Below are 22,744 nucleotides of genomic sequence, written 5' to 3'. Positions count from 1 at the left end.
ATGCATCGGGTCCTCGTTTATCGTAGAAAGTTTCTTCCCAAGAGTGAAACATTTATTTACGAGCAATTGCTTGGACATCAAGTGGTCAAACCCGTGGTGTTGACCCGACAGCGAGCCTTTAACCGAAAACAATTTCCTTATTCGCCGGTCTATGTGCGCAAGCATATGGCCGGCCTCTCCACTTGGCTACGACGAAAAAAAATTAAATGCCTGCATGCCCGTTTTGGTCCTGCTGGATTAGAATTGCTTCCTTTTGCACAAAAAAGCAAGCTCCCCCTGATCACTTCCTTTCATGGCTTTGATGCGACTAAGCGCGTCAAAGAAAATCCAGTGTACAGACGGTCTCTCATGCGTCTCTTTCGAAAGGGCCAGGCGTTTACAGTCGTCAGCAATCACATGAGAAAGCGCTTGATTCATCTGGGCTGTCCCCCATCCAAAATTACCCTTATCCGCTCAGGAATTGATTTGCGCAAATTTCCCATGCTGCCGAAACAGCCCGTGGAAAATGGGGAGTACCGATTGCTAAGCGTAGGGAGACTGACTGAAAAAAAGGGGATGGATACGTTAATCAAGGCGTTTACTCATGTGCATAAAAAACATCCCAAGGCGAAGCTAATCATCGTCGGCGATGGAGAAGAAAAAAAGAAGCTCAAACGACTGATCAAGAAAAACAGGTTAGGCACACAAGTCGTGCTCAAAGGAGCTCTACCACATCGTGAAGTCCAGCGTGAACTGGCCAAGTGCCATTTGTTCATCATCGCATGCAAGACAGCGAGAAATGGCAACCAAGAGGGGATTCCCAATGTCATCATGGAAGCGATGGCTAGCGGACGCCCTGTCATTTCCACCTATCACGCGGGGATTCCGGAGCTGGTCGAAAACAAAGTGACCGGATATCTGGTTCCGGAGAAATCACCGACTGCACTCGGGAAAATGATAAACCGTGTACTAGCAGATGGTCACGAGTGGGCACAGATCACGACAGAGGCTCGACTGAAAGTAGAAAAAAACCACGATATCCATAAGCAACGGATGATGCTAGAAGAGCTCTATTTGCGTGTGTCGAAAAAATGATGAGGTGAAGGAATGAAAGTTGCCGTTATTGGGACCGGCTACGTAGGTTTGACGACTGCTGTCTCCCTTGCCATGAACGGTCATCAGGTGATCGGAATTGACCTCGTTGCGTCCAAAGTAGAAAAATTGCGCCAAGGGATCTCGCCGATTTACGAGCCGGGCTTAGAAGAGGCATTGAAAAAAGTATTAGATGATGGCGCGCTTGCTTTTTATACGGATCTGAAAGAGGCGAAGGACGCAGAGATTTTTTTCATTTGTGTGGGGACACCTGAAGCAGTAGACGGCACAGCCGATTTAACGTATTTACTCGGGGCTGTTTCTGACATGGAAAAGGTCCATTCGCTCGCACCGCAAGAACGCATCGTGGTAATCAAGAGTACCGTACCAGTCGGAACTGGCGAAAAAGTAGCGGGGATGCTGGCTGGCTGCATAGGAGTATCTGTTGCATCCAACCCGGAGTTTTTACGGGAAGGGAGTGCATTATTGGACGCATTGGAGCCTTCGCGAATCGTCATTGGCGTAGATAATCCTCAGGCAGCGGCTCGCATGGAGGAGCTGTACAATGGCGTGAAGGCACCGCGAGTAATCACCACCAGAGCAAACGCGGAGCTGATCAAATACGCTTCGAATGCATTTTTGGCAACCCGAATCTCTTTCATGAATGAGCTAGCACGGTTAAGTACCGCACTCGGGACGGATATCGTGACGATCTCGCGAGGAATGGGACTGGACAGCCGAATCGGTCCGCAATTTTTACGGGCAGGAGTAGGCTATGGCGGCTCCTGTTTTCCGAAGGATACGATTGCGTTATTGCAGCTCGCAGCAGAGCACAATGTTCACTTAAGTATTTTGGATAAAGTGCGAGAGGTGAATGCTACGCAGCCTGGATGGTTTTTGGAGCAGTTGTGCTTGCAGCTCCCTGATCTGAAAGGCAAACAAATTGCCGTTCTGGGGTTGACGTTTAAACCGGATACGGATGACATCCGAGAAGCGCCATCGCTCAAATTGATAGAAGCACTCCTGCAAAAAGGTGCTTCCGTGAAGGCGTTTGATCCGATTGGAGTACCTGGTGTCAGCAAGCAGTTTCCACAGATCACGTACGCGCAATCCGCGGCCGAAGCATGTGAGGGAGCATACGCCGCCTTATTGGTCACAGAATGGGAACAGTGTGTCCAACTCGATTGGAAACAGGTTCATCAAAGCATGGCGCAGCCGCTCTTGGTAGACGGACGAAATGCCTGGCCGAACCAGGAGGTAAAGGAAGCAGGCTTTCACTATATCGGAGTAGGGAGAAGCTGACTTTTCCATTTCGGGAAAGCTCGGCTTTTTTTCTGTGGAAAATGTGAAAGCGCCTGATTGATTTGAACCTGTAGGCATAATACGATAGGATACACATATGGATGATTTGACCATTTCATCTTACATAAATAACGAGGGAGTGATCACGGTGAATAAAAGCAAAACACTGCCGAAACGCAGTGACGTCCCCGCTGAATACAAATGGCGTCTTGAGGACATGTATCCCACTGATAATGATTGGGAAGCGGACGTACAAAAAGTAAAACAGCTCACAGAAAAAATCGCAGCAATGAAAGGCTCTCTGGCTACTTCCGGTAAACAGTTGCTGGCCGTGTTGACTCTGCAAGACGAATTATTGAAGACGCTTGATCAAGTGTACGTCTATGCACGTATGCGTCGAGACGAAGACAATGCGAACAGCAAGTATCAAGGGCTGACTGACAGGGCGACCAGCCTCAGCACGCAAGTATACGGTTCTATTTCGTACATACAGCCAGAGATTTTGGCGATTCCCACGGAAGACTTGCAAACGTGGATCAAAGAAGTAGAAGGTCTTGAGCACTACCGCATTCTGTTGGATGAAATTACCCGCTTCAAGCCACATACGTTATCTTCCGAGGAAGAAGCTTTGCTGGCAAATATGAGCGAGCTTTCGTCTTCTCCTTCCAAAATTTTTGGGATGCTCAACAACGCTGACATGAAATTTCCGATGATTACGGATGAAAACGGCGAAGAAGTCGAGCTGACCAAGGGACGCTATACGCAGTTCATGGAAAGCAAAGACCGACGCGTGCGCAAAGAAGCATTCGAGGCGTTGTACAGCACGTATGGCAAGTTCCGCAATACGATCGCAGCCTCGCTGACATCTGCCATCAAAGGGGATGTTTTCTACGCGCGAACGAGAAAATATCCGTCTGCCTTGTACGCAGCCTTGTTTGCCGATAATGTGGAGCTCCCTGTTTACGATAACCTGATTGCAACGATCCATGAACATCTTCCGCTCATGCACCGATACATTGCTTTGCGCAAAAAATTATTGGGCGTAGATGAATTGCACATGTACGATTTGTACGTGCCGATCGTACCTGAGACGGACATGAAAATCCCGTATGATCAGGCTGTTTCAACGATCAAAGAAGCACTTCATCCACTTGGTGAGGAGTACGGTCGCATTTTGGAAGAGGGCTTTTCCAATGGTTGGATCGATGTTCATGAAAACGAAGGGAAGACAAGCGGAGCCTATTCATGGGGCGCCTATACGTCACATCCGTTTGTACTCATGAACTATCAGGACAATGTCAACAACATGTTTACACTGGCGCATGAGATGGGGCATGCTTTGCATAGCTATTATTCCAATCACGCACAGCCTTACACGTATGCCGATTACAAAATTTTCGTAGCAGAAGTGGCTTCTACACTGAACGAAGCACTACTGATGAATCATTTGCTCGAGACGACGACTGACAAGAAACAGCGTATGTACTTGATTAATCATTACCTGGAGCAGTTCCGTGGAACGGTATTCCGCCAAACCATGTTTGCTGAGTTTGAGAAAATTGTGCACGCAAAAGAAGAGCAGGGAGAGCCGTTGACAGCCGAATCTCTCAGTACTATTTACCGTGAGCTCAATGTTTCCTATCACGGACCGGACATGGTCGTAGACAGCGAGGTAGATTTGGAATGGGCGCGAATTCCTCATTTCTATCGCGGCTTCTATGTGTATAAGTACGCGACTGGCTTCTCGGCAGCGACGTCACTTTCCAAGCAGATATTGGAGGAAGGCCAGCCAGCCGTGGATCGTTATTTGCAGTTCCTCAAGGGCGGCAGTTCAGATTATCCGCTCAATCTGCTTAAGGGCGCAGGCGTAGACATGACGTCGCCAACACCGATTGCAGAAGCATTGAGTGTCTTCAAGGAATTGCTCGAAGAACTGGAACAACTGATCGAACAATAACATGGATCAAATCCAAAAGGCAGTTCAAGTCTATGACTTGGCTGCTTTTTTTGTAAATTTTTCTTCAAGATCGTCCAATAAAAGGTAACTTTCCCAGTTTTCTTGCGTATCTATTTATGCGCTGTTAGGTACTGTTCTCCGTCTCGGGGCGGATATGAATTTCCACCCGCTGACTGTTTTGCAGCAGAGGTAAAAACTGGCACAATTACGCCATGAGGAATGATTGTGAAAATTTGGAGGAATTCTTGTGAAAAAACGGGCATCGATTATTCTGGCTTCGGTAATGTTGGTCGCAGCAGGTTGTTCAGCCCCAGCACCAGAGGCCCCGCAGCAGACAGAGGCAAAGGCGAAGGTAGTAGAGGTCGTAAAGGTACAAAAAGCAACAAAGCCAGTGATGCTCGCAGTCACAGGGATGGTGGAAGCCAAGCGGGACGCGGTGTTGTCGTTTGGTACAGGCGGATCGATCTCAGCGATCTCCGCGACCAAAGGTGCAAAAATCGCGCAAGGTCAGTTATTGGCCACATTGGATACCCGTTACCATCAAAAAGAAATTGCAGCGGCACAGGGGCAGGTGGAGGAAGCAGCAGCGCGGAAAATCAAGACGTTAAAGGGAGCGACAGCAGAAGCAATTGAGCAGAAGCGCCTGCAGGTAAAAAGCGCACAGGACAGTCTGGATAAAGCAAAGCAGGATCTCGCAACAAGTGAGAAGCTTTTTGCTGGGGGAGCCATTTCGCAAAACGAAATAAATGCGAGTAAACGGGCCGTTACGCAAGCAGAGATTACACTGCGTGATGCTCAGCTGTCTCTGAATGAGCTGCAAAAAGGAGCGGAACCAGAAGATGTCATGGTCGCCAACGCATCGATTAAAGCTGCTGCTGGCGGTGTAGACCGTGCGAAGAAGAGCTTGGATGATGCGAAAATTCAGGCGCCATTCGCAGGAACAGTCGTCGATGTGAACTTGCAAATTGGTGAGCAGGTGTCTCCAGGTCAGGAAATCATTCGCCTCGTCGACCTGTCCGAAGTGAAGGTAACCTTGGATGTTTCTAATGATTTGATCAGCCAGTTCCATGAAAAAACGAAGGTGCAGGCGTTATCTGACGATGGAAAGAAAAGTGAAGGAACCATTGCCTTTATTTCTCCAGTTGTGAACAAGGATACAGGTAAATATCGCGTTGAGATCACGATTCCGAATGCAGATGGTTACTGGCGTGGAGGAATGGCCGCGACGATTGAGGTGCCGCGCCAAGTGAATGGCTTCCTCGTGCCGCTGGAAAGTGTCGGCGTGAGTCAAACAGACCATTACGTGATGGCAGTAGAGAATGGACTGACTGTAAGAAAACCCGTGAAGACCGGTCAATTGGTCGGAGACTCCATCGAAATCGTATCTGGAGTGAAAGAAGGCGACCAACTCCTGCGCAGTGGAATTACATTCTACGTCGAAGGGCAAAAAGTAGAGGCGAAGGGAGAATAGTTGCATGAACAAAATGATTCTCTTTTTGCTGAAAAGACAGCTAATTGTCTACTTGTTTACATTTTTGCTCGTCATTGCAGGTTTGGGGTCCTTGTTCAGCTTTAATATCGAACTCGTTCCAAAGACGAATTTTCCTGATATTTATGTAAGAATTTCCGGTGGTGCACTGCCACCAGAAGAGATGGAAGAAAAAGTAACGAAAAAAGTAGAGCAAGAACTAAAATCGATTAATGATATTAAAAAATACTCTTCTTCAACAAGTGCAGGTTCTGTCAGAATCAATGTTTCTGCAAATGAAGGCAAAGGCGAGCAGGTTAAGCAAGATGTACAAAATGCCGTTAACCGTCTCCGAAACGGTTTTCCGAAAGCCGTTGACTCTGTAGATATCTTCCAGAGCAATATGGGTAGCGATCAAATGATTGATTTTGCCGTCGTGGGAGCAGAGCCGAAGACCATGCTGAGTTTGGCAAAAACCTCGATCAAGGACCGCATTGAAGAAGTCGAGGGAGTCAAGGAAGTAATCGTAGAAGAGAAAAGCTTCGAGAATAAAATTACCATATCCTTTTTGCCACAGCGTTTGAATGCCTATCAAACAACGCCAGCGGCTATCATTTCACAGCTTCAGGATACAAACTGGAAGCAAGGGATTGGTACACTGGAGAACACGGGATTTGATACGGTTGTCATGATTGACAATACTTATCAGACCCCACAGGAAATAGAGGCACTGCCAATTGATACACCGAGAGGAACCGTTTCTCTGAATCAACTGGCACAAATTGAAGATTTGCGTGGTAAAGTGAAAGACTTTGTCGCCCTGACAAACGGTTCCGTGTTTATTCAACTCAGCGTGACGAGGGCAGACGGCTATGACTTGATCACGACACAAAAGAATGTTGAAGAAGTCGTTCGCAAAATTAACACAGAAGCAAACGGCAAATACAACATCAAAGTCATGTTCGAAGGAGCCTCCTTTGTTGAGCATGCCGTGAGCAACCTCAGCCGGGATGTCATGATTGGTGGGGCGCTTGCGATCATCATCTTGTTCGTCTTCCTTCGCAACTGGAGGGTCACACTCGTCATCGCCACGACGCTGCCGCTCTCTGCGTTCATGACGTTCATCGCGATGAAACTCGCAGGCTACAACATTGATATGATCAGCTTGCTGTCGCTTAGCTTGTCAGTCGGCTTGATCGTCGATGCCGCCATCGTCGTATTGGAAAGTATCTATCACTACCGAGAAAAGGGCGAAGAGCTGAAGCAGGCTATTATTAAAGGAACGAGAGAAGTTTTGACACCTGTGTTCACCTCGCAGCTCACGATCATCATCGTCTTTTTGCCACTTGTCTTTGCGGATTTTGAAGATTGGCTGAAACCGGTTTTGGCTACAATCGCCTTTACGGTATCCGCTGCCATTATTGCATCGACGATCGCTGCTTTCTTCTTCGTTCCCGTGTTTTCCAATCGCTTCTTGCAGAAGGATAAGCACGTTTCGCTAGAAGGAGAAGGCAAGGAGCACTTTATCATTCGTGTATTCAGCGGCATTTTACATGTAGCGATCAAGCATAGGGTTAAAACGGTTTTACTCGCAGTAGCATTGCTGGTTGGTTCCGCTTTCCTCACACCTTTTATGAAAATGGGTCAAGGAATTAACCCCAATGAAAATATCGTCTTTGTTACGATGAAAATGCCAATCGGTACAACGTTGGAAACAGCTCAAAAAGCAGCCGTCACCGCGGAAACATCGCTGCGGGAGATCCCGGAAATCAAGGATATATTCTTCTTTACTTCCAAGGAAGAAGCAACATTGTTCATTTCCTTAATTCCGAAGGCGGACAGAACACGTGATAAGGACGCTTTGAACGAGGATATTAACAATCGCCTGAATGCGACCCCAGGAATCGAATCCGTCTCCATGTCTTTCGGACAACAAGGCGGAAGCGGTCCGATCCAACTGGATGTTTACGGGGATGACATGGAAGTCATGCGGAAGATCGCAACCGATCTGGAAGCGATGCTTGGCACGATCAACGGGCTCACCAACATTCGCAACGATTTTAAAGAAGGAAAAGAAAAAGTTACGTTGCTGCCAAAACAAGAAGCGCTTACCAGACTGAATGTAGATCACCGTTCCCTTTTGCAACAATTGAGCGTGTTAATCGGTAGCCAACAAATTACGTCCATCACACAAGATGGAATCGAAGTAGACGTCGTTGCCAAGATGCCGGATAACTGGCTGAAGCACCCGGATCAGCTCAAAACGATTATGGTGACATCGAAAGACGGGGCAGCAGTGCCTTTGGCAGACCTGGTAGATATGGAGTACAGTAAGTCTCCGATCACGATTGAGCGTAAAGAAGGCGAACGCATCGTGACGGTTTCTGCCGAGATGCTGGGAAGTGATTTAGGGCCAGTAGGCCGTGAGATTAATGAAAAATTGCCATCTGTACCTGTACCAGCAGGTTATAAAGTGGAAATCGCCGGTAAGTTGAAAGAGCAAAGCACGAACATAAGCCAAGGGATCTTCGTATTCTTAGGTGTTCTGGCTCTGATTTACGTCATCATGGTTGCCCAGTTCGGGCGGATGTCCCAACCGTTCATCATCATGCTGACGATTCCAATGGCCCTTGTCGGTGTCGTGTTAGGATTCGTCCTTACACAGCGGACATTCGGTGAAATGGCGATGATCGGGATTATCATGCTTGTTGGGATCGTCGTATCCAATGCGATCCTCTTGATCGACAGGATCAACCTGCTACGCAAACGTGGAATGGAAACCGCAGAGGCGATTATCCAAGGAACGAAGGAACGTATTCGTCCCGTTATCATGACGAAGCTGACGGCGATTCTCGGAATGCTACCGATGGGTCTTGCAATGGCGGAAGGCTCTGATTTGGAAGCGCCACTCGCAACAGCCGTTATCTCCGGCTTGATTTTCCACACGATCGTGACACTGGTGCTCGTACCAGTCCTGTACTCCCTGTTTGAGGGGGCGAAGGAAAGAAGACTGGCGCGCAAAGCGGCTCGCCAGGCGAAGCGCGAAGCAAAACGAGAAGCAAAACAAAACAAAGATAAGAACGTACCTCCGACAGAGGTATAGTGATTTGCAAGAGAAGGGGAGTATGTGCTGCACCCCTTCTCTTTTGCTTTTCCTTCGTCTGAAAGTTCTGTAGAATAAAGAGATCAAGATACATACATAAGTGAACCATGAAAGGAGCATGCACATGGATCTATTTTTGCAAGGAAAAACGGCTCTAGTACTCGCCTCATCAAAAGGATTGGGGAAGGCAACAGCGCAGTGCCTCGCCCAAGAAGGAGCGAATGTTACGATATGCGGTAGAGATGAAGCTGCTCTGGAAATCGTTCGTGCTGAGATCGAACAGGCTACTGGAAAGTCACCTCTTGCCGTAACAGTGGATGTCACGATGGAAGAAGACATAAAGCGAGTTGTCGAAGCAACGGTCAAGCATTTTGGCAGCGTCGATATTTTAATCAATAATTCAGGTGGGCCTGCGACAGGCAGATTCGATCAGCTCACCGACGAACAGTGGATGCAAGCCTTCCAGCTAAATTTGCTCAGCTATGTACGTGCTATTCGTGCTGTTTTACCTCATATGCGAGCGAACCAATTTGGAAGAATCATCAATTTCGCTTCCTCGTCCTTTAAACAGCCAATTGAGAATTTGCTTCTGTCCAATACGTTTCGTACTGGGGTATTGGGCCTCTCTAAGACGCTTTCTTCAGAACTAGGACCAGATGGGATTCTGATTAACACCATCGGGCCTGGCAGAATAGCGACGGATCGGGTGGCACAACTGGATGGGCTTACCGCAGAGGCGAAGGGCATCAGTACAGAGGAAGTAAGGGGAAATTGGGAGAAGCAAATCCCATTGGGCAGATACGGTCAGCCTGACGAGTTTGCTCGCATGGTGACGTTCTTGGCTTCGCCAGCAAACAGCTACGTGACAGGTCAATCCTTCCTCGTCGATGGTGGCTTGATCCGAGCGATCTAATAAAAGAGAGGGGAATTCCTTTGAGTAAAGAGAGCTCATTTGATATCGTGTCCAAAGTAGAGTTGTCCGAAGTGAACAATGCGATTCAGACCGCATTAAAAGAAATAGAAAATCGCTTTGACTTCAAAGGGAGCAAGAGCAGCATTTCCTTGGATAAGGAAGAGCTCGTCCTCGGCTCCGATGACGACTTTAAACTCAGTCAGGTAAAAGATATTTTGCTCGGCAAACTCGTCAAACGGGATGTCCCAATCAAAAACCTCGACTACGGAAAGATTGAACCAGCAGCGGGCGGTACTGTCCGTCAGCGTGTCAAGCTGGTGCAGGGGATCGACAAAGACAATGCGAAAAAGATCAACAGCATCATCAAAGATACAGGACTCAAAGTGAAAACACAGATTCAAGACGATCAAATTCGCGTGACGGGAAAAAGCAAAGATGAATTACAGCAAATCATCAACGCGATTCGCAAGGCTGATCTGCCGTTGGAAGTACAATTTATTAACTACCGCTAATTACTAGAAAAGTTTTTGCTTCTAACTCTCTTCACTCTCGCATATGCATGTACAAATAAGTGACAAGCACTTGCGAAAGGGAGAGTAGAGACATGAAGGTCTTTATTATCAGTATGCGCAATCTCATTTTGGGCGGAATTGTTTTTCTTGTAGTACTGGTGGCGGGCATCGTACTTCTAGTCAAAGACCCTCTGAGCGTCTCTGACTCTTATCGACCGTCAGATCCAACTACTTCTGTTACAGCGACGGCATCCATGAACCAGCCAGCAGGGTCAGAAAAGCCGGCGCTGAATATGGAGGTTAAGATGGAGGGGACGACGGCAGAAGTATCCTTGCTTACAGAGAACTTCACGTTTGTTCAGGAGAATGGCGAATTGGCCGAGGCTCCAGTCTTTGGAGAAGGACACGCACATTTATACCTGAATGGTGAACCAAAAGGGATGATTTATCAACCAGAGTTTTTACTGAAAAAGTTGCCCAAGGGAGAGCATGAAATTCGCGTAGAGCTCAACTACAGCAACCACCTGCCATACAAGGTAGAGGCTACGAAAAAAATCGTCGTGCAGTAAAGGAGAAGGCGTTCCACAACAGGGACGCTTTCTTTTTTTATCAAAAGAAAGGGGCGTTCCTGATATGTCAAAATCGTCATCGTCGAGCGAAGAATTGTTAGCGGGCGGAAACGTAACGAACGTTTTCCGTTCTGGTAATACAGTCAGAAGGGAAGTAAAGCCAGGAAGTAAGAACATCCATGAATTATTGAAGCACTTGGAAAGAAAAGGCTATCCGTATGCGCCGAAATTTTTAGGTATGGATGAAAAGGGGAGAGAAATCCTGTCCTTTATTGATGGAGAGGCTGGTCATTATCCTTGGAAGGAATATATGCATGCAGACGAAGCGTTACAAGAAATGGCGAAAATGCTCCGGCTTTATCATGATTCTGTGAGTGATTTTCCTTTCGATGACCAGTGGCAGTCGTTGGATCACACTCCTGGCCCGCGTGAGGTCATCTGTCATAACGACTTTGCTATATACAATATCATTTTCCATCGACAATTACCGAATGGCATTATCGATTTTGATTTAGCGGCTCCGGGTCCAAGACTTTGGGATATCGCCTATACGCTCTATACCTGCGTGCCTTTGAGTAGATTTTCTTTAACTGAATCCGGAGAAAAAATCCAATACCAACCACTGCTGCATGCCAAACAGCGAAAACAGCGAGTGGCCTTGTTTTTTGAATCGTACGGGAAGGAAATGAAGGAAGGCACGCTAGAAATGGTCTTGCTTCGTTTAGAAGGACTATGCAAAACCATTGCCAGAAAAGCTAGTGAAGGCGATGTTGCTTTTCAAAAGATGGTCGAAGAAGGTCATATTCTTCACTATCTAGAAGACATCGCATTTATCAAGGAACATAAGAACGAATGGATATAGGACGATAACGGAAAAAGAAGGGATTGTGGCGTAAAAGAAGAATCCTACAGAATAGTCTGAATGTTTTGGGGGTGCTTGTATGATTCATATGACCACAATCGGCAACATGTTAGACGACACAGCCAGTAAGTATCAGGAAAAGGAAGCGCTGGTTTATCACGAACGAGGGCTTCGTTATACGTTTGGGGAATTTCAAGCGATATGCAATCAGGCCGCGCGGGGATTTATGTCGCTTGGCATTCAAAAAGGGGAAAATATCGCGATTTGGGCAACAAATGTGCCAGAATGGGTAATTTCGCAATATGCCACAGCGAAAATGGGCGGTGTATTGGTAACGGTCAATACGAGCTACCGGGTACATGAACTAGAATATTTGCTGCGTCAATCAGAGTCGACGACGCTTCTTTTAATGGATTCCTATCGCGATGCGAATTATCTCGCGATGATTCAAGAGATTTGCCCGGAGTTACATACATGTGCACCTGGAGCGCTACAATCGGAAAGGCTTCCGCATTTAAAAAATGTGATCTATCTAGGGAATGAGCGACAACCCGGAATGTTTTTGTGGAGCGATTTGCTCGAACGTGCTGCATGGGTCACGGAGGAAGAGCGGATCGCGCGTCAGGAGACGCTCTCACCTGATGATGTCATCAATATGCAGTACACATCCGGGACGACTGGTTTTCCAAAGGGAGTCATGCTGTCGCATGTCAATATCGTCAACAATGCCATCAAGGTAGCGGAATGTCAGCGGCTCGGGTTAGCGGATAAGGTGTGTATTCCGGTTCCGTTTTTCCACTGCTTTGGTTGTGTGATGGGGACGTTGGCATGTGTGGCGACAGGCGCGACGATGGTTCCTGTCATCGCTTTTGATCCCGGCGTTGTACTTGCAGTTGTGGAGGCAGAACGCTGCACAGCACTGTACGGTGTACCCACTATGTTTATTGCCGAGCTGAACCATCCGACGTTTGCCGAGCGTGACCTGAGCTCGCTGCGAACAGGCATCATGGCCGGTTCTTTATGCCCGATTGAGGTTATGAGGAAGGTTGTCGATCAAATGGGAATCCGTGACATTACGATTGCGTACGGACAAACAGAAGCTTCTCCCGTCATTACACAGACCGTACCAGAGGATTCCCTGGAGCGAAAAGTATCCACTGTCGGTCGTCTACATGCAGATGTAGAAGCAAAAATCATCGATCCGGCGACAGGTGACATTTTGCCGCCAGGTGTACAAGGCGAGCTGTGCACCCGAGGATATTTGGTCATGAAAGGCTATTACAACATGCCAGAGGAGACAGTGAAGGCGATTGATCATGAAGGCTGGCTACATACCGGAGACTTGGCAACCGTCGATGAGGAAGGCTACTATCGGATTACTGGCAGGCTTAAAGACATGATCATTCGCGGAGGGGAAAATATTTATCCACGTGAAGTGGAAGAATTCCTCTATACGCATCCAAAAGTGTTGGACGTCCAGATTGTTGGTGTACCTGATGCTAAATACGGCGAGCAGGTATTGGCGTGCATTCGGGTAAAGCCTCACGAAACGTTGTCAGAGGATGAGATGCGGAACTATTGCGAAGGGAAGATAGCTCATTACAAAATCCCTCGCTACATACAGTTTGTAGATGAATATCCGATGACCGCTTCCGGCAAAATTCAAAAGTTCAAGCTGCGGGAGCAAGCGCTGGAGCTGTTAGGGCAAAGCAACCCCAATCAGACGGGAACTGCATAGGAAGAAGTTCTTGGGCCAGGGAGATGCTCCTGGCTTTTTTTAGATAGTTCTTTACTTTCTAGAAACTCTTGACTAAGATAAGTGGAAATTAAAAATGGGAGAGGTGCAGCTTAGAATGGAAGTTCGCTTTTTGGGACCAGACGATGCAGATGAGCTTATGAAAATTAGACTAGAAGGGCTGCAAACAGATCCAGATGCCTTCGGCTCTACATATGAAGAGGCAATGCAGGTATCGATGGAAGAGTGGCAGCAAAGACTTTCTCAAGGGGAGTCAGGTGATAGCGGCTATTTTGGTGCATTTGTGGAAGGACAGCTGGCTGGCATCATCGGTTTTTTCCGCCACAAAGGGCTGAAAGCGAGACACAAAGCTTCTATCGTCTCCATGTACGTGCGTGAAGCGTATCGCGGGACGGGTGTCGCACAAGCGCTCATGCAGGCAGAGCTAGCCTACTTAAAGGAGCGGGGAGACATCGATACGGTACAGCTCGCTGTCGTCACGACCAATCCGGCTGCCATTCGTCTCTATGAAAAAATGGGCTTTATTCCATACGCTTTAGAAAAGCGTGCACTGAAAAATGGCGATCAATACTTTGATGAGAGCCACATGTGTATTCTTCTTTAGGACAAACATGAAAAAAGCGAAGGCACACAATAGTGGATGCCTTCGCTTTTTCTATGCGCGACGCTATGAATGGAAAATTAACGATTTGCCTCGTATGCAGCGATCTTATCTTCATACTGCAATGTAATTCCAATATCGTCGAGACCATTCAGTAGGCAATAACGACGATAGGAGTCTACCTCGAACGGGTAGGAGAGACCTTCACTGTCACGAACAACTTGTTCTTGCAGATCGATGGTCAGCTGGTAGTTCGGCTTGTTTTGGGTACGATTGAACAGCTCATCGACTTGCTCTTCACTCAATTTGATCGGCAAGATGCCGTTTTTGAAGCAGTTGTTGTAAAAAATGTCCGCAAAGGATGGAGCAATCACACAGCGGAAGCCATAATCAAGGAGAGCCCATGGCGCATGCTCACGAGAGGAGCCGCAGCCAAAATTGTTGCGGGCAAGAAGGACAGTAGACTCCTTGTAAGCAGGCGTATTCAGAATGAACGTATCGATTGGTGTACCATCGACAGTAAAGCGCCATTCGTAGAACAGGAATTGACCAAAACCGCTGCGCTCAATGCGCTTCAAGAACTGCTTAGGGATAATTGCGTCCGTATCTACGTTTACACGATCGAGTGGGGCTACCACTCCGGAGTGGATGACAAATGGATTCATTGGAATACCTCCTTGCTAGCGTTCTCGCTTTTCCATTCACGTACATCGACGAAGTGACCTGCGATAGCTGCTGCTGCTGCCATTTCCGGGCTAACCAGATGCGTCCTTCCGCCGCGTCCTTGACGTCCTTCGAAGTTCCGGTTCGAGGTAGAAGCACAACGCTCACCCTCGGACAGGATATCTGGATTCATCGCCAGACACATGGAGCAACCAGATTCGCGCCAATCAAAGCCAGCTTCTTGGAAAATAAGGTGCAAGCCTTCTTGCTCAGCGAGCTGCTTAACTGCTTGAGAGCCAGGAACGACCATCGCGTGTACGGAAGGGGAGACCTTGCGTCCTTTAGCTACGTCAGCTGCTTTGCGCAGGTCCTCGATCCGACCGTTCGTACAGGAGCCGATAAAGACGCGATCGATTTTGATTTCGCTCATAGGAGTGCCAGGCGCAAGGTCCATATATGCCAGAGCATCTTGTGCCGCTTTGCGCTGTGCGGTTGTCTCGAATGACTCAGGGTTTGGAACTGTGCTCGTAATGTTCGTACCCATACCAGGGCTCGTTCCCCACGTAACTTGCGGTGCGATCTCGGCTGCCTCGATTTCTACACAGGAGTCAAACGCAGCGCCTTCGTCCGTGCACAGCTCTTTCCAAGCTTCGACAGCTGCTAGGAAATCTTCCCCTTGCGGAACGTAACGCTTGCCTTTCAAGTAGTCAAAAGTAGTCTGGTCAGGAGCGATTAGGCCGGCACGAGCGCCACCCTCAATCGTCATGTTGCACACAGTCATGCGCTCTTCCATGGTCAGGTTGCGGATCGCTGCGCCTGTGTATTCTACGACGTAGCCAGTTGCAAAATCAGTTCCGTATTTTGCGATAATCGCCAAAATTAAATCTTTTGCACTGACACCGAATGGCAGGTCGCCGTTTACGCGTACTTCCATCGTTTTTGGTTTGGATTGCTGCAAGCATTGCGTTGCGAGTACATGCTCCACTTCGCTGGTACCAATACCGAAGGCGAGGGCACCGAATGCTCCGTGAGTGGAGGTGTGGCTGTCCCCGCAGACGATTGTTTTGCCTGGATGTGTGAGCCCGAGCTCAGGACCAATGACGTGGACGATTCCTTGATCTGGGCTGTTCAGATCCGCGAGTGTTACCCCGAATTCCGCACAGTTCGCCGTCAAGGTTTCCATTTGTTGACGAGAAATCGGATCTTTGACATTAAAACGGTCAGCTGTCGGTACGTTGTGGTCCATGGTTGCGAAGGTAAGCTCTGGACGGCGTACTTGGCGGCCAGCCAAGCGGAGTCCTTCGAAAGCTTGCGGCGAAGTCACCTCGTGAACCAGGTGCAGGTCGATATACAAAAGGCTCGGCTTGCCTGCCTCTTCGTGAATAATGTGATTGTCCCAAATCTTTTCAAACATCGTACGGGCTGTCATTATGTTTCCTCCTTCGTTCAAAAACTCTTAACAAGGTTGTAACATGGCAAAGAGAATAGTTCAAAGATATAATAATTATAAGAAGGATAGTTTTTGCCTATCGGGAGGTCTATATGGAGTTACGACAAATTCGTTATGTACTCGCTGTTGCGGAAGAACGCAGTTTTTCCCGGGCAGCCAATCGATTACATTTGGCCCAACCGTCGTTGAGCCAACAAATTGCGAAGCTGGAGAAAATACTCGGTGTCAGCTTGTTTCATCGCTTGCCGCAGCACGTAGAACTGACTGATGCGGGACAGCGCTTTATACAGGTGGCGCAAACGCTCGTCGACATGTCAGAGGGGCTAGAGAGGGAAATGCGAGCTTATGCCATAGGAGAAAGTGGCAAATTGCTTGTAGGAAGCTTGCCGATCACAGGGGCGTACGTGCTGCCAAGGGTGTTGCCTACGTTTACAAAGCAATTCCCCGGTGTCGAGCTGCAATTGATGGAGGAAACGTCGAGTCATTTGGAGCAGCTACTCGTGCGGGGGAAAATTGATGTAAGCCTACTAACCATGCCCATCAGTGATCCGTCTCTGGAAATCATCCCCGCGATCAATGAAGAAATCTTTTTGGCGGTACCAGCCAATCATCCGCTCGCAAAACGGAAAGAAGTCGATCTCGCAGAGGTAGCCGATCAGCCTTTTATCCTGTTAAAAGAAGGACAAGGCTTCCGCACGATTTCGCTCCGGCTCTGTGAGCAGGCGGGATTCCGACCGCGAATCGTGTTTGAGAGCTCGAACATCCAGACGGCTCAGTCACTTGTTGCAGCAGGCATGGGTTTATCGTTTGCGCCGAAAATGATTACGCTCGCACCCGGAACGATCGAACCGCCAACTTATGTGCGGATAAAAACCAAACCTTCTCGCACACTCGTTGTGGCGTATCGAAAGGACAAACCGCTGTCACGCCCGGCTGAAGCGTTTGTGCAATGTCTCATCGAGCAGGGTGGAAAAATATAAAGGTAAACAAGAAACCCAGTCGCCGCAATCATTTGCGTACACTGGGTTTTTTATCTTGCGACTCTGTATTTTGAACAAGTTCGGAAAAGATGACTAGCCTGCGAGCATGTTCCTGTGTTTTCTTGTTAAATTTGCCGGAGCAGGTAATCAAATTCAGATGGGAGCGCTCTGCATTCCCAAAAATCTGATCGATGGGGGCTTCGGCAGTCTGGAAGCTTTCTACTCTGCGAACCTGGAAGGTAAGCGTTCTTCCTTTTGCTTCACGCACCGTGATTTTGTCGCCGGGCTTTAGTTTTTTCAGATGGTAAAAAACAGCTGGACCCGTGTAATGATCGAAATGACCGGCGATCACTGCATTCCCCTTCATCCCGGGCTTCGTCCATGGCGCCAAAATCCCCACGCGATCAAAAGCCTTCGGGACGTCCATTTGCCCATTTGGTAAAACGCCAACCGGTTCTACACGAGCTTGCAGCTTCAGTTTTGGAATATGTAGAAGAGTGGGCATGATTCCGTCTGGAAGAGGAGGGGCAGGAAGGAACGTCGGTTGAGGTGGTAGCGAAGGACCATAAACGGTAACCGTTTGTTTGATAAGGATGGGCCCTGCTGGTTTTGGCATGGTATTCGTGATTTTTGGAGCATCGGCTGGTTGTTTAGCTGTATGACCGCAACCAATTGTAACCAAACTAATGAATAGAAGGAACCCCAGTAGTTTTTTCATAAGTAGCAAAGAACAGGGGGAAGATCCCCCTTTAATTGCTTGCCCCACCCATACCAGTTTTCGGCAAAGCCTTGATATGCACTTTGCCTTTATGTGCTTTGGTTTTCATATGGTGAGCTTTGGTCTTCATATGATGCGCTTTTGTTTGTACCTTGTGGTGTTTTTTGTGACCGTCATGTGTTGCAGCAGATACAGGAATTGCAGTAGTTACCAAGCATGCAACCATCAACAAAGCAGCGAATTTCTTCATGAGTAGCACCTACCTTTAAATTTTTGGGCTTACAACAGATAGGATTTCAGTTTGTTGTTTTGTTAGTGATGGCAATTGTTTCTCCTAAACGTCCCAAACAGCCCGCGCCTGTGGTACACTATTTCCAAATCATTCTGGGAGGAAGATAACATGAGAGAAATTAAGACAGAAGCTGAATTCGAGCAAGTAATCGCAGCAGCCAAGCCAGTCATTGTCAAATTCTTCACGGATTGGTGCCCAGATTGCCATCGCATTGATCCATTCATGCCTGCCGTGGAAGAAAAATACAAAGAACAACTAGATATGATTGAAGTCAACCGCGATACTCTCCCGGACTTGTCCCAAAAGTACGATATCTTCGGGATTCCGAGCTTTATTGCGTTCCATAATGGAAAAGAACTGGTTCGCTTCGTTAGCAAGCTCGGAAAGAGTCGTGAGGAGATCGAGCATTTCCTGGACCGTGCGATTCAAGTCAGTAAAGGACTCGAGCAAGCGTAATTGCATGAACATAGAACAGGGAGATAGACAGAAATGTTATTCATGAAAAAAGAAGGAGAATGGCTCGTTGCTCACTTACGAGACGAAGATGATGCCATTCCGATTGGGAACCTGCTGCGCGAAGAGTGGAAGCTGCCTCGCAAGCAGGTCCATCTTTTATTCCAATACAAAGAAGTACTACTGGATGGCGCACCTGTTGCTCAGCATGTTGTGGGAAAAGCAGGGCAGGAAGTTCGCCTGCGTATGTGCAAGCCTGAGCCATTGGGGCTTGATCCGGCCAGTGAAGCTCCGGAGATCTTGTACGAGGATGATCATTTGCTAATCGTGAATAAGCCGGTTGGCCTTCTGTTACATCCGACCGAACGATATCATCATGTGACGTTGGATCATCTCGTGTCGGGGCACTTTTTCCGTACAGGTTTGGAAGCAAAAGTCCGCCATGTCCATCGGCTGGATCAGGATACGTCAGGCGTCGTTCTGTACGCGAAGCATGCGTGGGCTTCTGCACTGTTAGATGAAATGCTGCGTGAGCGCACAATCAAGCGTACATATGTCGCGTATGTTTCGGGACAAATGCCCAAAGAGCGCGGGAAAATCAATGAGCCAATCGGAAAAGATCGGAATCATGGGACGCGCAGAAGGGTCACACCTAACGGCGATCCAGCGATTACCCATTACCAGGTCATAGAACGTTTTCAAACAGCTACGAAAGTAGAATGTCAATTGGAGACGGGGAGAACCCATCAAATTCGCGTTCACTTCAGTCATATTGGGCACCCGCTTTTAGGGGATGAACTATATGGTGGCAAGCGCGAACTCATTAAACGACAAGCGCTGCACGCAGCAGTGCTCAAATTTGTGCATCCATTCGGGGGAGAAGTCATCGAAGTCACGGCTCCGTTGCCACTCGATCTGTTTCACTTGGAAAAGAAGTTGAGATAATCGCCATTTGACTACGGACTGAATAAACTGCCAAGGAGGAAACGAGAGAGGGTGGTCTTTTGAAACGACCCATAATCGGTATCTTGACTTGGCGGGAAGGCAAACGCTTTGCAGAGCCAACCTATTTTCGGCGACTACTCAAGGCTGGACAAGAACTAGGCTGTACCGTTTTCTTGTTTTCACCAAACGATGTACTTGGAGCCGGCAGGCAGGTGAGAGGGTATGTCCCGGGGAGCAATGGTGGCTGGCAAGCAAGAATATTTGACCGTCCAGACGCTGTATTTGACCGATACCGCTATACACCGACACAAGCGTTTAAGAACTATGTGGCCTTTCGGCGGACGAGTAATTTTTTGTATGCAAACAATCGCTTGGCAAACAAATGGCGTGTACATGAGGTGCTGCATCGGGACCCGAGAATGCATCGCTGGCTTCCGGAGACCCACCTCTACAACCGCCAAAGTCTGGTCAACATGCTAGGCAAGCATCCATTGCTCTACGTAAAGCCACTGAATGGAACAGGGGGACGAAACATCCTGTCGATTGAAAAGCGTGGCGACGAACTTCGACTGCTCGGCCGAAATAAGCAAAGGGCGAAAGTATCCACAGTAGTAAGAGATAAAGCCGCGGCCCAAAGATGGGTAGATCGTTGGACGAGACAGGAGAAATATATCGTTCAGCAAGGTCTTCGTTTGCAGCTGGTTCCTTCGCGTGCAGTAGACATGCGCCTCTTGATTCAAAAGAATGGGCAGGGTGAATGGAGCATTACAGGTCATGGGATTCGCGTGGGTCCAGAACGCAGTGCCACCTCTAATCTGCATGGCGGCGGAAAAGCTATCCCAGTTTCGGTATTTCTCCGACCGAGGTTTGGGGAGGAGCACACTGAGCAGATCGTGCGTGATTGCGAACAGCTTGCTTTTCAAACAGCGGAAACACTCGAGGATCATTTTGGACGGATGGTTGAATTTGGATTGGATATTGGCATCGATGTAGAGGGTCACGCTTGGCTGATCGAAGTGAATCCCAAACCAGCTCGGGAAATTTTCCGAGAGATGGGGGCAACGGGGCAGTACAAGAATGCCATTACTCGACCGCTTGAATACGCCATCTACCTTGCAAAAACACAAGGACGCGAAGGTCGCGAGCCACTTTTGAAGAGAAAGGTCGTCAGAGGATAACGTGAAAGCAGAACAGCGGCAGTCAGGGACAATGTCTGAAGTCCTCGTCTGCCGCTGTATTTGTTAGGTGGAGATAGAAAGTGGTAATTGCAATTTGCTCGGGATGTCAGGGGCGTAATCGGGTGTATGGATAACAGAAAACGAGTATCCTTCCCGGACGAATGTAAGCTCATGGGCATCCGAATGGAAGAGGACATTACTTTTTTCAAAGCGTCTCCGCACTTTTTGCAGGAACGTTTGGTCAGGTGTTCCAAAAGTGACGTGCATTTTCGGTGGTAACGCTTTCATCGCAATGGGAATCCAAGGCCTGTTTTTCCATGTGGCTACAATATGTGCCGTTCCCCCGATGACGAAGTTAAAAATTTCGCCATCCTCGTATGTTTTCATGCTTATATTCGATTTTAGCCATTGCGTAAAAACAGGCACACTTTCCACGGGACAGCCCACTTCTCGTAAATACAGAATGTGCAGGGGAGTGGATGGCACGACGACCTCTTCTGACACATACTCGTGGGCAATAATCTCAAGAAGATTCCCGTCTCCATCGCGGAAATACAGGTTCATCCGCCCTTTTTCCTGATCAATGTCATGTCCATCCTCCCATCGAACAAGCAAAAGACCAGATTCTTTGATCTTTTTCGCTGATTCATGAAATAGGGAATAAGGTACTTGAAAAGCAATATGGGCGGGGGAGAACGGTGCATACACTTCTTCAAAGGTTAAACGAAAATCGGGTGTGACTTGAAACGTAATCTGTTTGTCTGATTGAGATGAAATCGGAAAGCCGAGACGGTCTGCGTAAACCTGGTGTACCCCTTGGATGGACACCGTTTGTAAGGTTAATTTAGAAAAATGCGTGATCACCTGGCCTCACCTTTTCCTATAAAAAGATAACATAATATAAATTATGTATACTCATTCGGTTTACACTGTTTCTAGACAAACTTCTCAAATATCTTGAGAGAGGCGAACCATATCTACCACCTGAATTCCGTTTTCGTAAATCTCTTCCTCATAATGACGCAAGAAAAAGTCCCGATCGATCCAATTCATCCGAAATCCACACTTTTGATAAAGAGCGAGCTGACCCACGCTTGAATTCCCTGTGCCGACCTCGATTGTCTTATAGCCGAGAGATTTGGCTACTTCAATGGAATGAAGAACGAGCTTTTTGCCAATGCCCTTGCCTTGATGGGCCTCGTCGACGGCAACATTCACGAGTTCAACCGTATCGGGTCTGGTTGGAATCAAGACGTAGACACCTACGATGCTCCCCTCCAGAACAACGACATAGCATTGACCTCTTTGTAAATAATCTTTCACCAATCTGACAGAAGGGTCAGCCAATAAGAGTAAATCCATTGGTGGGTGTTCTTGTGCTGCAAGCTTGCGAATTTCCATCTGTGTTTCTCCTCCGATTCAAGTTGTAACCGGCTTTGGCAATGGAGCTGTTTCATAGTTGACAACCTGGTTATTTTCGTACGTAAAGAAATGCTGACAAGGGTCAGCCTCTTCCAGCATGTATGGTAAAAACATGGGAAGGTTTTCTGGGACGCCAGCATTGTCGGGGTCCAAGATCCACGCTAGCTCTTTCCAGTCAAGTATGCCTTCTTCCACAACCTGAGGGGTTTGAGAGCGCTCGTAGTCTTCTGGAAGATGAGCGAGAAATGCATACATACCGCCCGTTTCTATTCCATCAACTAGCCAAGAGACAATTCCTTTGTAACAAGCGGTTTCTAGCAAAATGCCCGTCTCTTCCCGAACCTCCCGAAGGACACTGTCCAGTGGAGTCTCTCCCTGCTCTAGCTTACCGCCTACGCCATTCCATAGCCCCATCAATGGTGATTTGTTGCGATTCAGCATGAGTATTCCATTTCTATGTTTGAGAAAGCATATGGTATAGCGATACATGTTATCACGTTCCTTTTTGTTACAGTTGACTTCTTTAACA

Annotated in this window: 22 protein-coding genes; 15 read left to right on the top strand and 7 right to left on the bottom strand. The window is 47.9% G+C overall.

Translation table 11 applies throughout. From position 1 onward, the window contains the following. The 11 genes from HP399_RS18030 (at window position 1) to HP399_RS17980 (ending at window position 14,117) form a co-directional block, all read left to right on the top strand. A complete protein-coding gene (locus HP399_RS18030) occupies window positions 1–1,074 on the top strand; it encodes a glycosyltransferase (protein ID WP_173617888.1) in 1,074 nt (357 codons plus the stop codon). A gap of 12 nt (window positions 1,075–1,086) precedes the next feature. Then, window positions 1,087–2,373, top strand: a complete 1,287-nt coding sequence (locus HP399_RS18025; RefSeq protein WP_173617887.1) for a UDP-glucose dehydrogenase family protein — start codon at window positions 1,087–1,089, stop codon at window positions 2,371–2,373. Between the two features lie 97 nt (window positions 2,374–2,470). Beyond that, complete coding sequence (gene pepF, locus HP399_RS18020) at window positions 2,471–4,330, top strand: oligoendopeptidase F (RefSeq protein ID WP_173617886.1); 1,860 nt, start codon at window positions 2,471–2,473, stop codon at window positions 4,328–4,330. Window positions 4,331–4,577: 247 nt separating this feature from the next. Continuing rightward, window positions 4,578–5,801 carry an efflux RND transporter periplasmic adaptor subunit gene (locus tag HP399_RS18015; protein WP_173617885.1) on the top strand — a complete coding sequence of 408 codons (1,224 nt, stop codon included), beginning with the start codon at window positions 4,578–4,580 and terminating at the stop codon, window positions 5,799–5,801. Window positions 5,802–5,805: 4 nt separating this feature from the next. Next, window positions 5,806–8,901: an efflux RND transporter permease subunit gene (locus HP399_RS18010; RefSeq protein ID WP_173617884.1), complete on the top strand. Its 3,096-nt coding sequence runs from the start codon at window positions 5,806–5,808 to the stop codon at window positions 8,899–8,901. A gap of 124 nt (window positions 8,902–9,025) precedes the next feature. After that, the gene (locus HP399_RS18005; protein WP_173617883.1) at window positions 9,026–9,814 is read left to right on the top strand and encodes an SDR family oxidoreductase; all 789 of its coding nucleotides are present in this window, start codon (window positions 9,026–9,028) and stop codon (window positions 9,812–9,814) included. Between the two features lie 20 nt (window positions 9,815–9,834). Beyond that, window positions 9,835–10,326 carry a YajQ family cyclic di-GMP-binding protein gene (locus tag HP399_RS18000; RefSeq protein ID WP_007723075.1) on the top strand — a complete coding sequence of 164 codons (492 nt, stop codon included), beginning with the start codon at window positions 9,835–9,837 and terminating at the stop codon, window positions 10,324–10,326. A 92-nt stretch (window positions 10,327–10,418) separates the two neighbouring features. After that, window positions 10,419–10,895 carry a hypothetical protein gene (locus HP399_RS17995; protein WP_173617882.1) on the top strand — a complete coding sequence of 159 codons (477 nt, stop codon included), beginning with the start codon at window positions 10,419–10,421 and terminating at the stop codon, window positions 10,893–10,895. A 64-nt stretch (window positions 10,896–10,959) separates the two neighbouring features. Further along, window positions 10,960–11,757, top strand: coding sequence for an aminoglycoside phosphotransferase family protein (locus HP399_RS17990; protein ID WP_173617881.1), 798 nt, complete (start codon window positions 10,960–10,962; stop codon window positions 11,755–11,757). A 79-nt stretch (window positions 11,758–11,836) separates the two neighbouring features. After that, window positions 11,837–13,495, top strand: coding sequence for an AMP-binding protein (locus HP399_RS17985; protein WP_173617880.1), 1,659 nt, complete (start codon window positions 11,837–11,839; stop codon window positions 13,493–13,495). 115 nt (window positions 13,496–13,610) lie between these two features. Continuing rightward, on the top strand, window positions 13,611–14,117 hold the full coding sequence (locus HP399_RS17980) for a GNAT family N-acetyltransferase (protein ID WP_173617879.1): 507 nt from the start codon (window positions 13,611–13,613) through the stop codon (window positions 14,115–14,117). A gap of 77 nt (window positions 14,118–14,194) precedes the next feature. Here HP399_RS17980 and leuD read toward each other — a convergent pair whose 3' ends face one another. Then, a complete protein-coding gene (gene leuD, locus HP399_RS17975) occupies window positions 14,195–14,779 on the bottom strand; it encodes a 3-isopropylmalate dehydratase small subunit (RefSeq protein WP_173617878.1) in 585 nt (194 codons plus the stop codon). Further along, a complete protein-coding gene (leuC, locus tag HP399_RS17970; RefSeq protein ID WP_173617877.1) occupies window positions 14,776–16,206 on the bottom strand; it encodes a 3-isopropylmalate dehydratase large subunit in 1,431 nt (476 codons plus the stop codon). The genes leuD and leuC overlap by 4 nt, the downstream gene beginning before the upstream one ends. Before the next feature lie 113 nt (window positions 16,207–16,319). Between leuC and HP399_RS17965 the strand changes: the two genes are divergently transcribed. Then, on the top strand, window positions 16,320–17,207 hold the full coding sequence (locus HP399_RS17965; RefSeq protein ID WP_069845285.1) for a LysR family transcriptional regulator: 888 nt from the start codon (window positions 16,320–16,322) through the stop codon (window positions 17,205–17,207). 28 nt (window positions 17,208–17,235) lie between these two features. Here HP399_RS17965 and HP399_RS17960 read toward each other — a convergent pair whose 3' ends face one another. Both HP399_RS17960 and HP399_RS17955 read right to left on the bottom strand, forming a co-directional pair. Next, window positions 17,236–17,925: a class F sortase gene (locus HP399_RS17960; RefSeq protein WP_173617876.1), complete on the bottom strand. Its 690-nt coding sequence runs from the start codon at window positions 17,923–17,925 to the stop codon at window positions 17,236–17,238. Between the two features lie 31 nt (window positions 17,926–17,956). Further along, window positions 17,957–18,175: a hypothetical protein gene (locus tag HP399_RS17955; RefSeq protein WP_017248177.1), complete on the bottom strand. Its 219-nt coding sequence runs from the start codon at window positions 18,173–18,175 to the stop codon at window positions 17,957–17,959. 150 nt (window positions 18,176–18,325) lie between these two features. On the opposite strand from HP399_RS17955, the gene HP399_RS17950 reads away from it, so the two are divergent. From HP399_RS17950 to HP399_RS17940, 3 genes are read left to right on the top strand one after another with little or no spacing between them, the layout of a single operon-like run. Continuing rightward, window positions 18,326–18,673 (top strand): thioredoxin family protein, encoded by a 348-nt coding sequence (locus HP399_RS17950; protein ID WP_173617875.1) that lies wholly within the window; start codon window positions 18,326–18,328, stop codon window positions 18,671–18,673. Window positions 18,674–18,706: 33 nt separating this feature from the next. After that, window positions 18,707–19,615 carry an RluA family pseudouridine synthase gene (locus HP399_RS17945; RefSeq protein WP_173617874.1) on the top strand — a complete coding sequence of 303 codons (909 nt, stop codon included), beginning with the start codon at window positions 18,707–18,709 and terminating at the stop codon, window positions 19,613–19,615. 59 nt (window positions 19,616–19,674) lie between these two features. After that, window positions 19,675–20,793 carry a YheC/YheD family endospore coat-associated protein gene (locus HP399_RS17940; RefSeq protein ID WP_173617873.1) on the top strand — a complete coding sequence of 373 codons (1,119 nt, stop codon included), beginning with the start codon at window positions 19,675–19,677 and terminating at the stop codon, window positions 20,791–20,793. Window positions 20,794–20,856: 63 nt separating this feature from the next. On the opposite strand, the gene HP399_RS17935 is transcribed toward HP399_RS17940, so the two are convergent. From HP399_RS17935 to HP399_RS17925, 3 genes are all read right to left on the bottom strand, one after another. Continuing rightward, on the bottom strand, window positions 20,857–21,657 hold the full coding sequence (locus HP399_RS17935) for a VOC family protein (protein WP_173617872.1): 801 nt from the start codon (window positions 21,655–21,657) through the stop codon (window positions 20,857–20,859). Between the two features lie 84 nt (window positions 21,658–21,741). Beyond that, entirely contained in the window at window positions 21,742–22,194 is a 453-nt protein-coding gene (locus tag HP399_RS17930) for a GNAT family N-acetyltransferase (RefSeq protein ID WP_173617871.1), read from the bottom strand. A gap of 18 nt (window positions 22,195–22,212) precedes the next feature. Continuing rightward, a complete protein-coding gene (locus HP399_RS17925; protein ID WP_173617870.1) occupies window positions 22,213–22,704 on the bottom strand; it encodes an NUDIX hydrolase in 492 nt (163 codons plus the stop codon). Window positions 22,705–22,744: the final 40 nt, after the last annotated feature.

The sequence above is a fragment of the Brevibacillus sp. DP1.3A genome (assembly GCF_013284245.2).
In the GTDB taxonomy this organism is placed as follows: Bacteria; Bacillota; Bacilli; order Brevibacillales; family Brevibacillaceae; genus Brevibacillus.
Note: the sequence above shows the minus strand (reverse complement) of the source record. Positions and strands in the feature narration are given on the sequence as shown.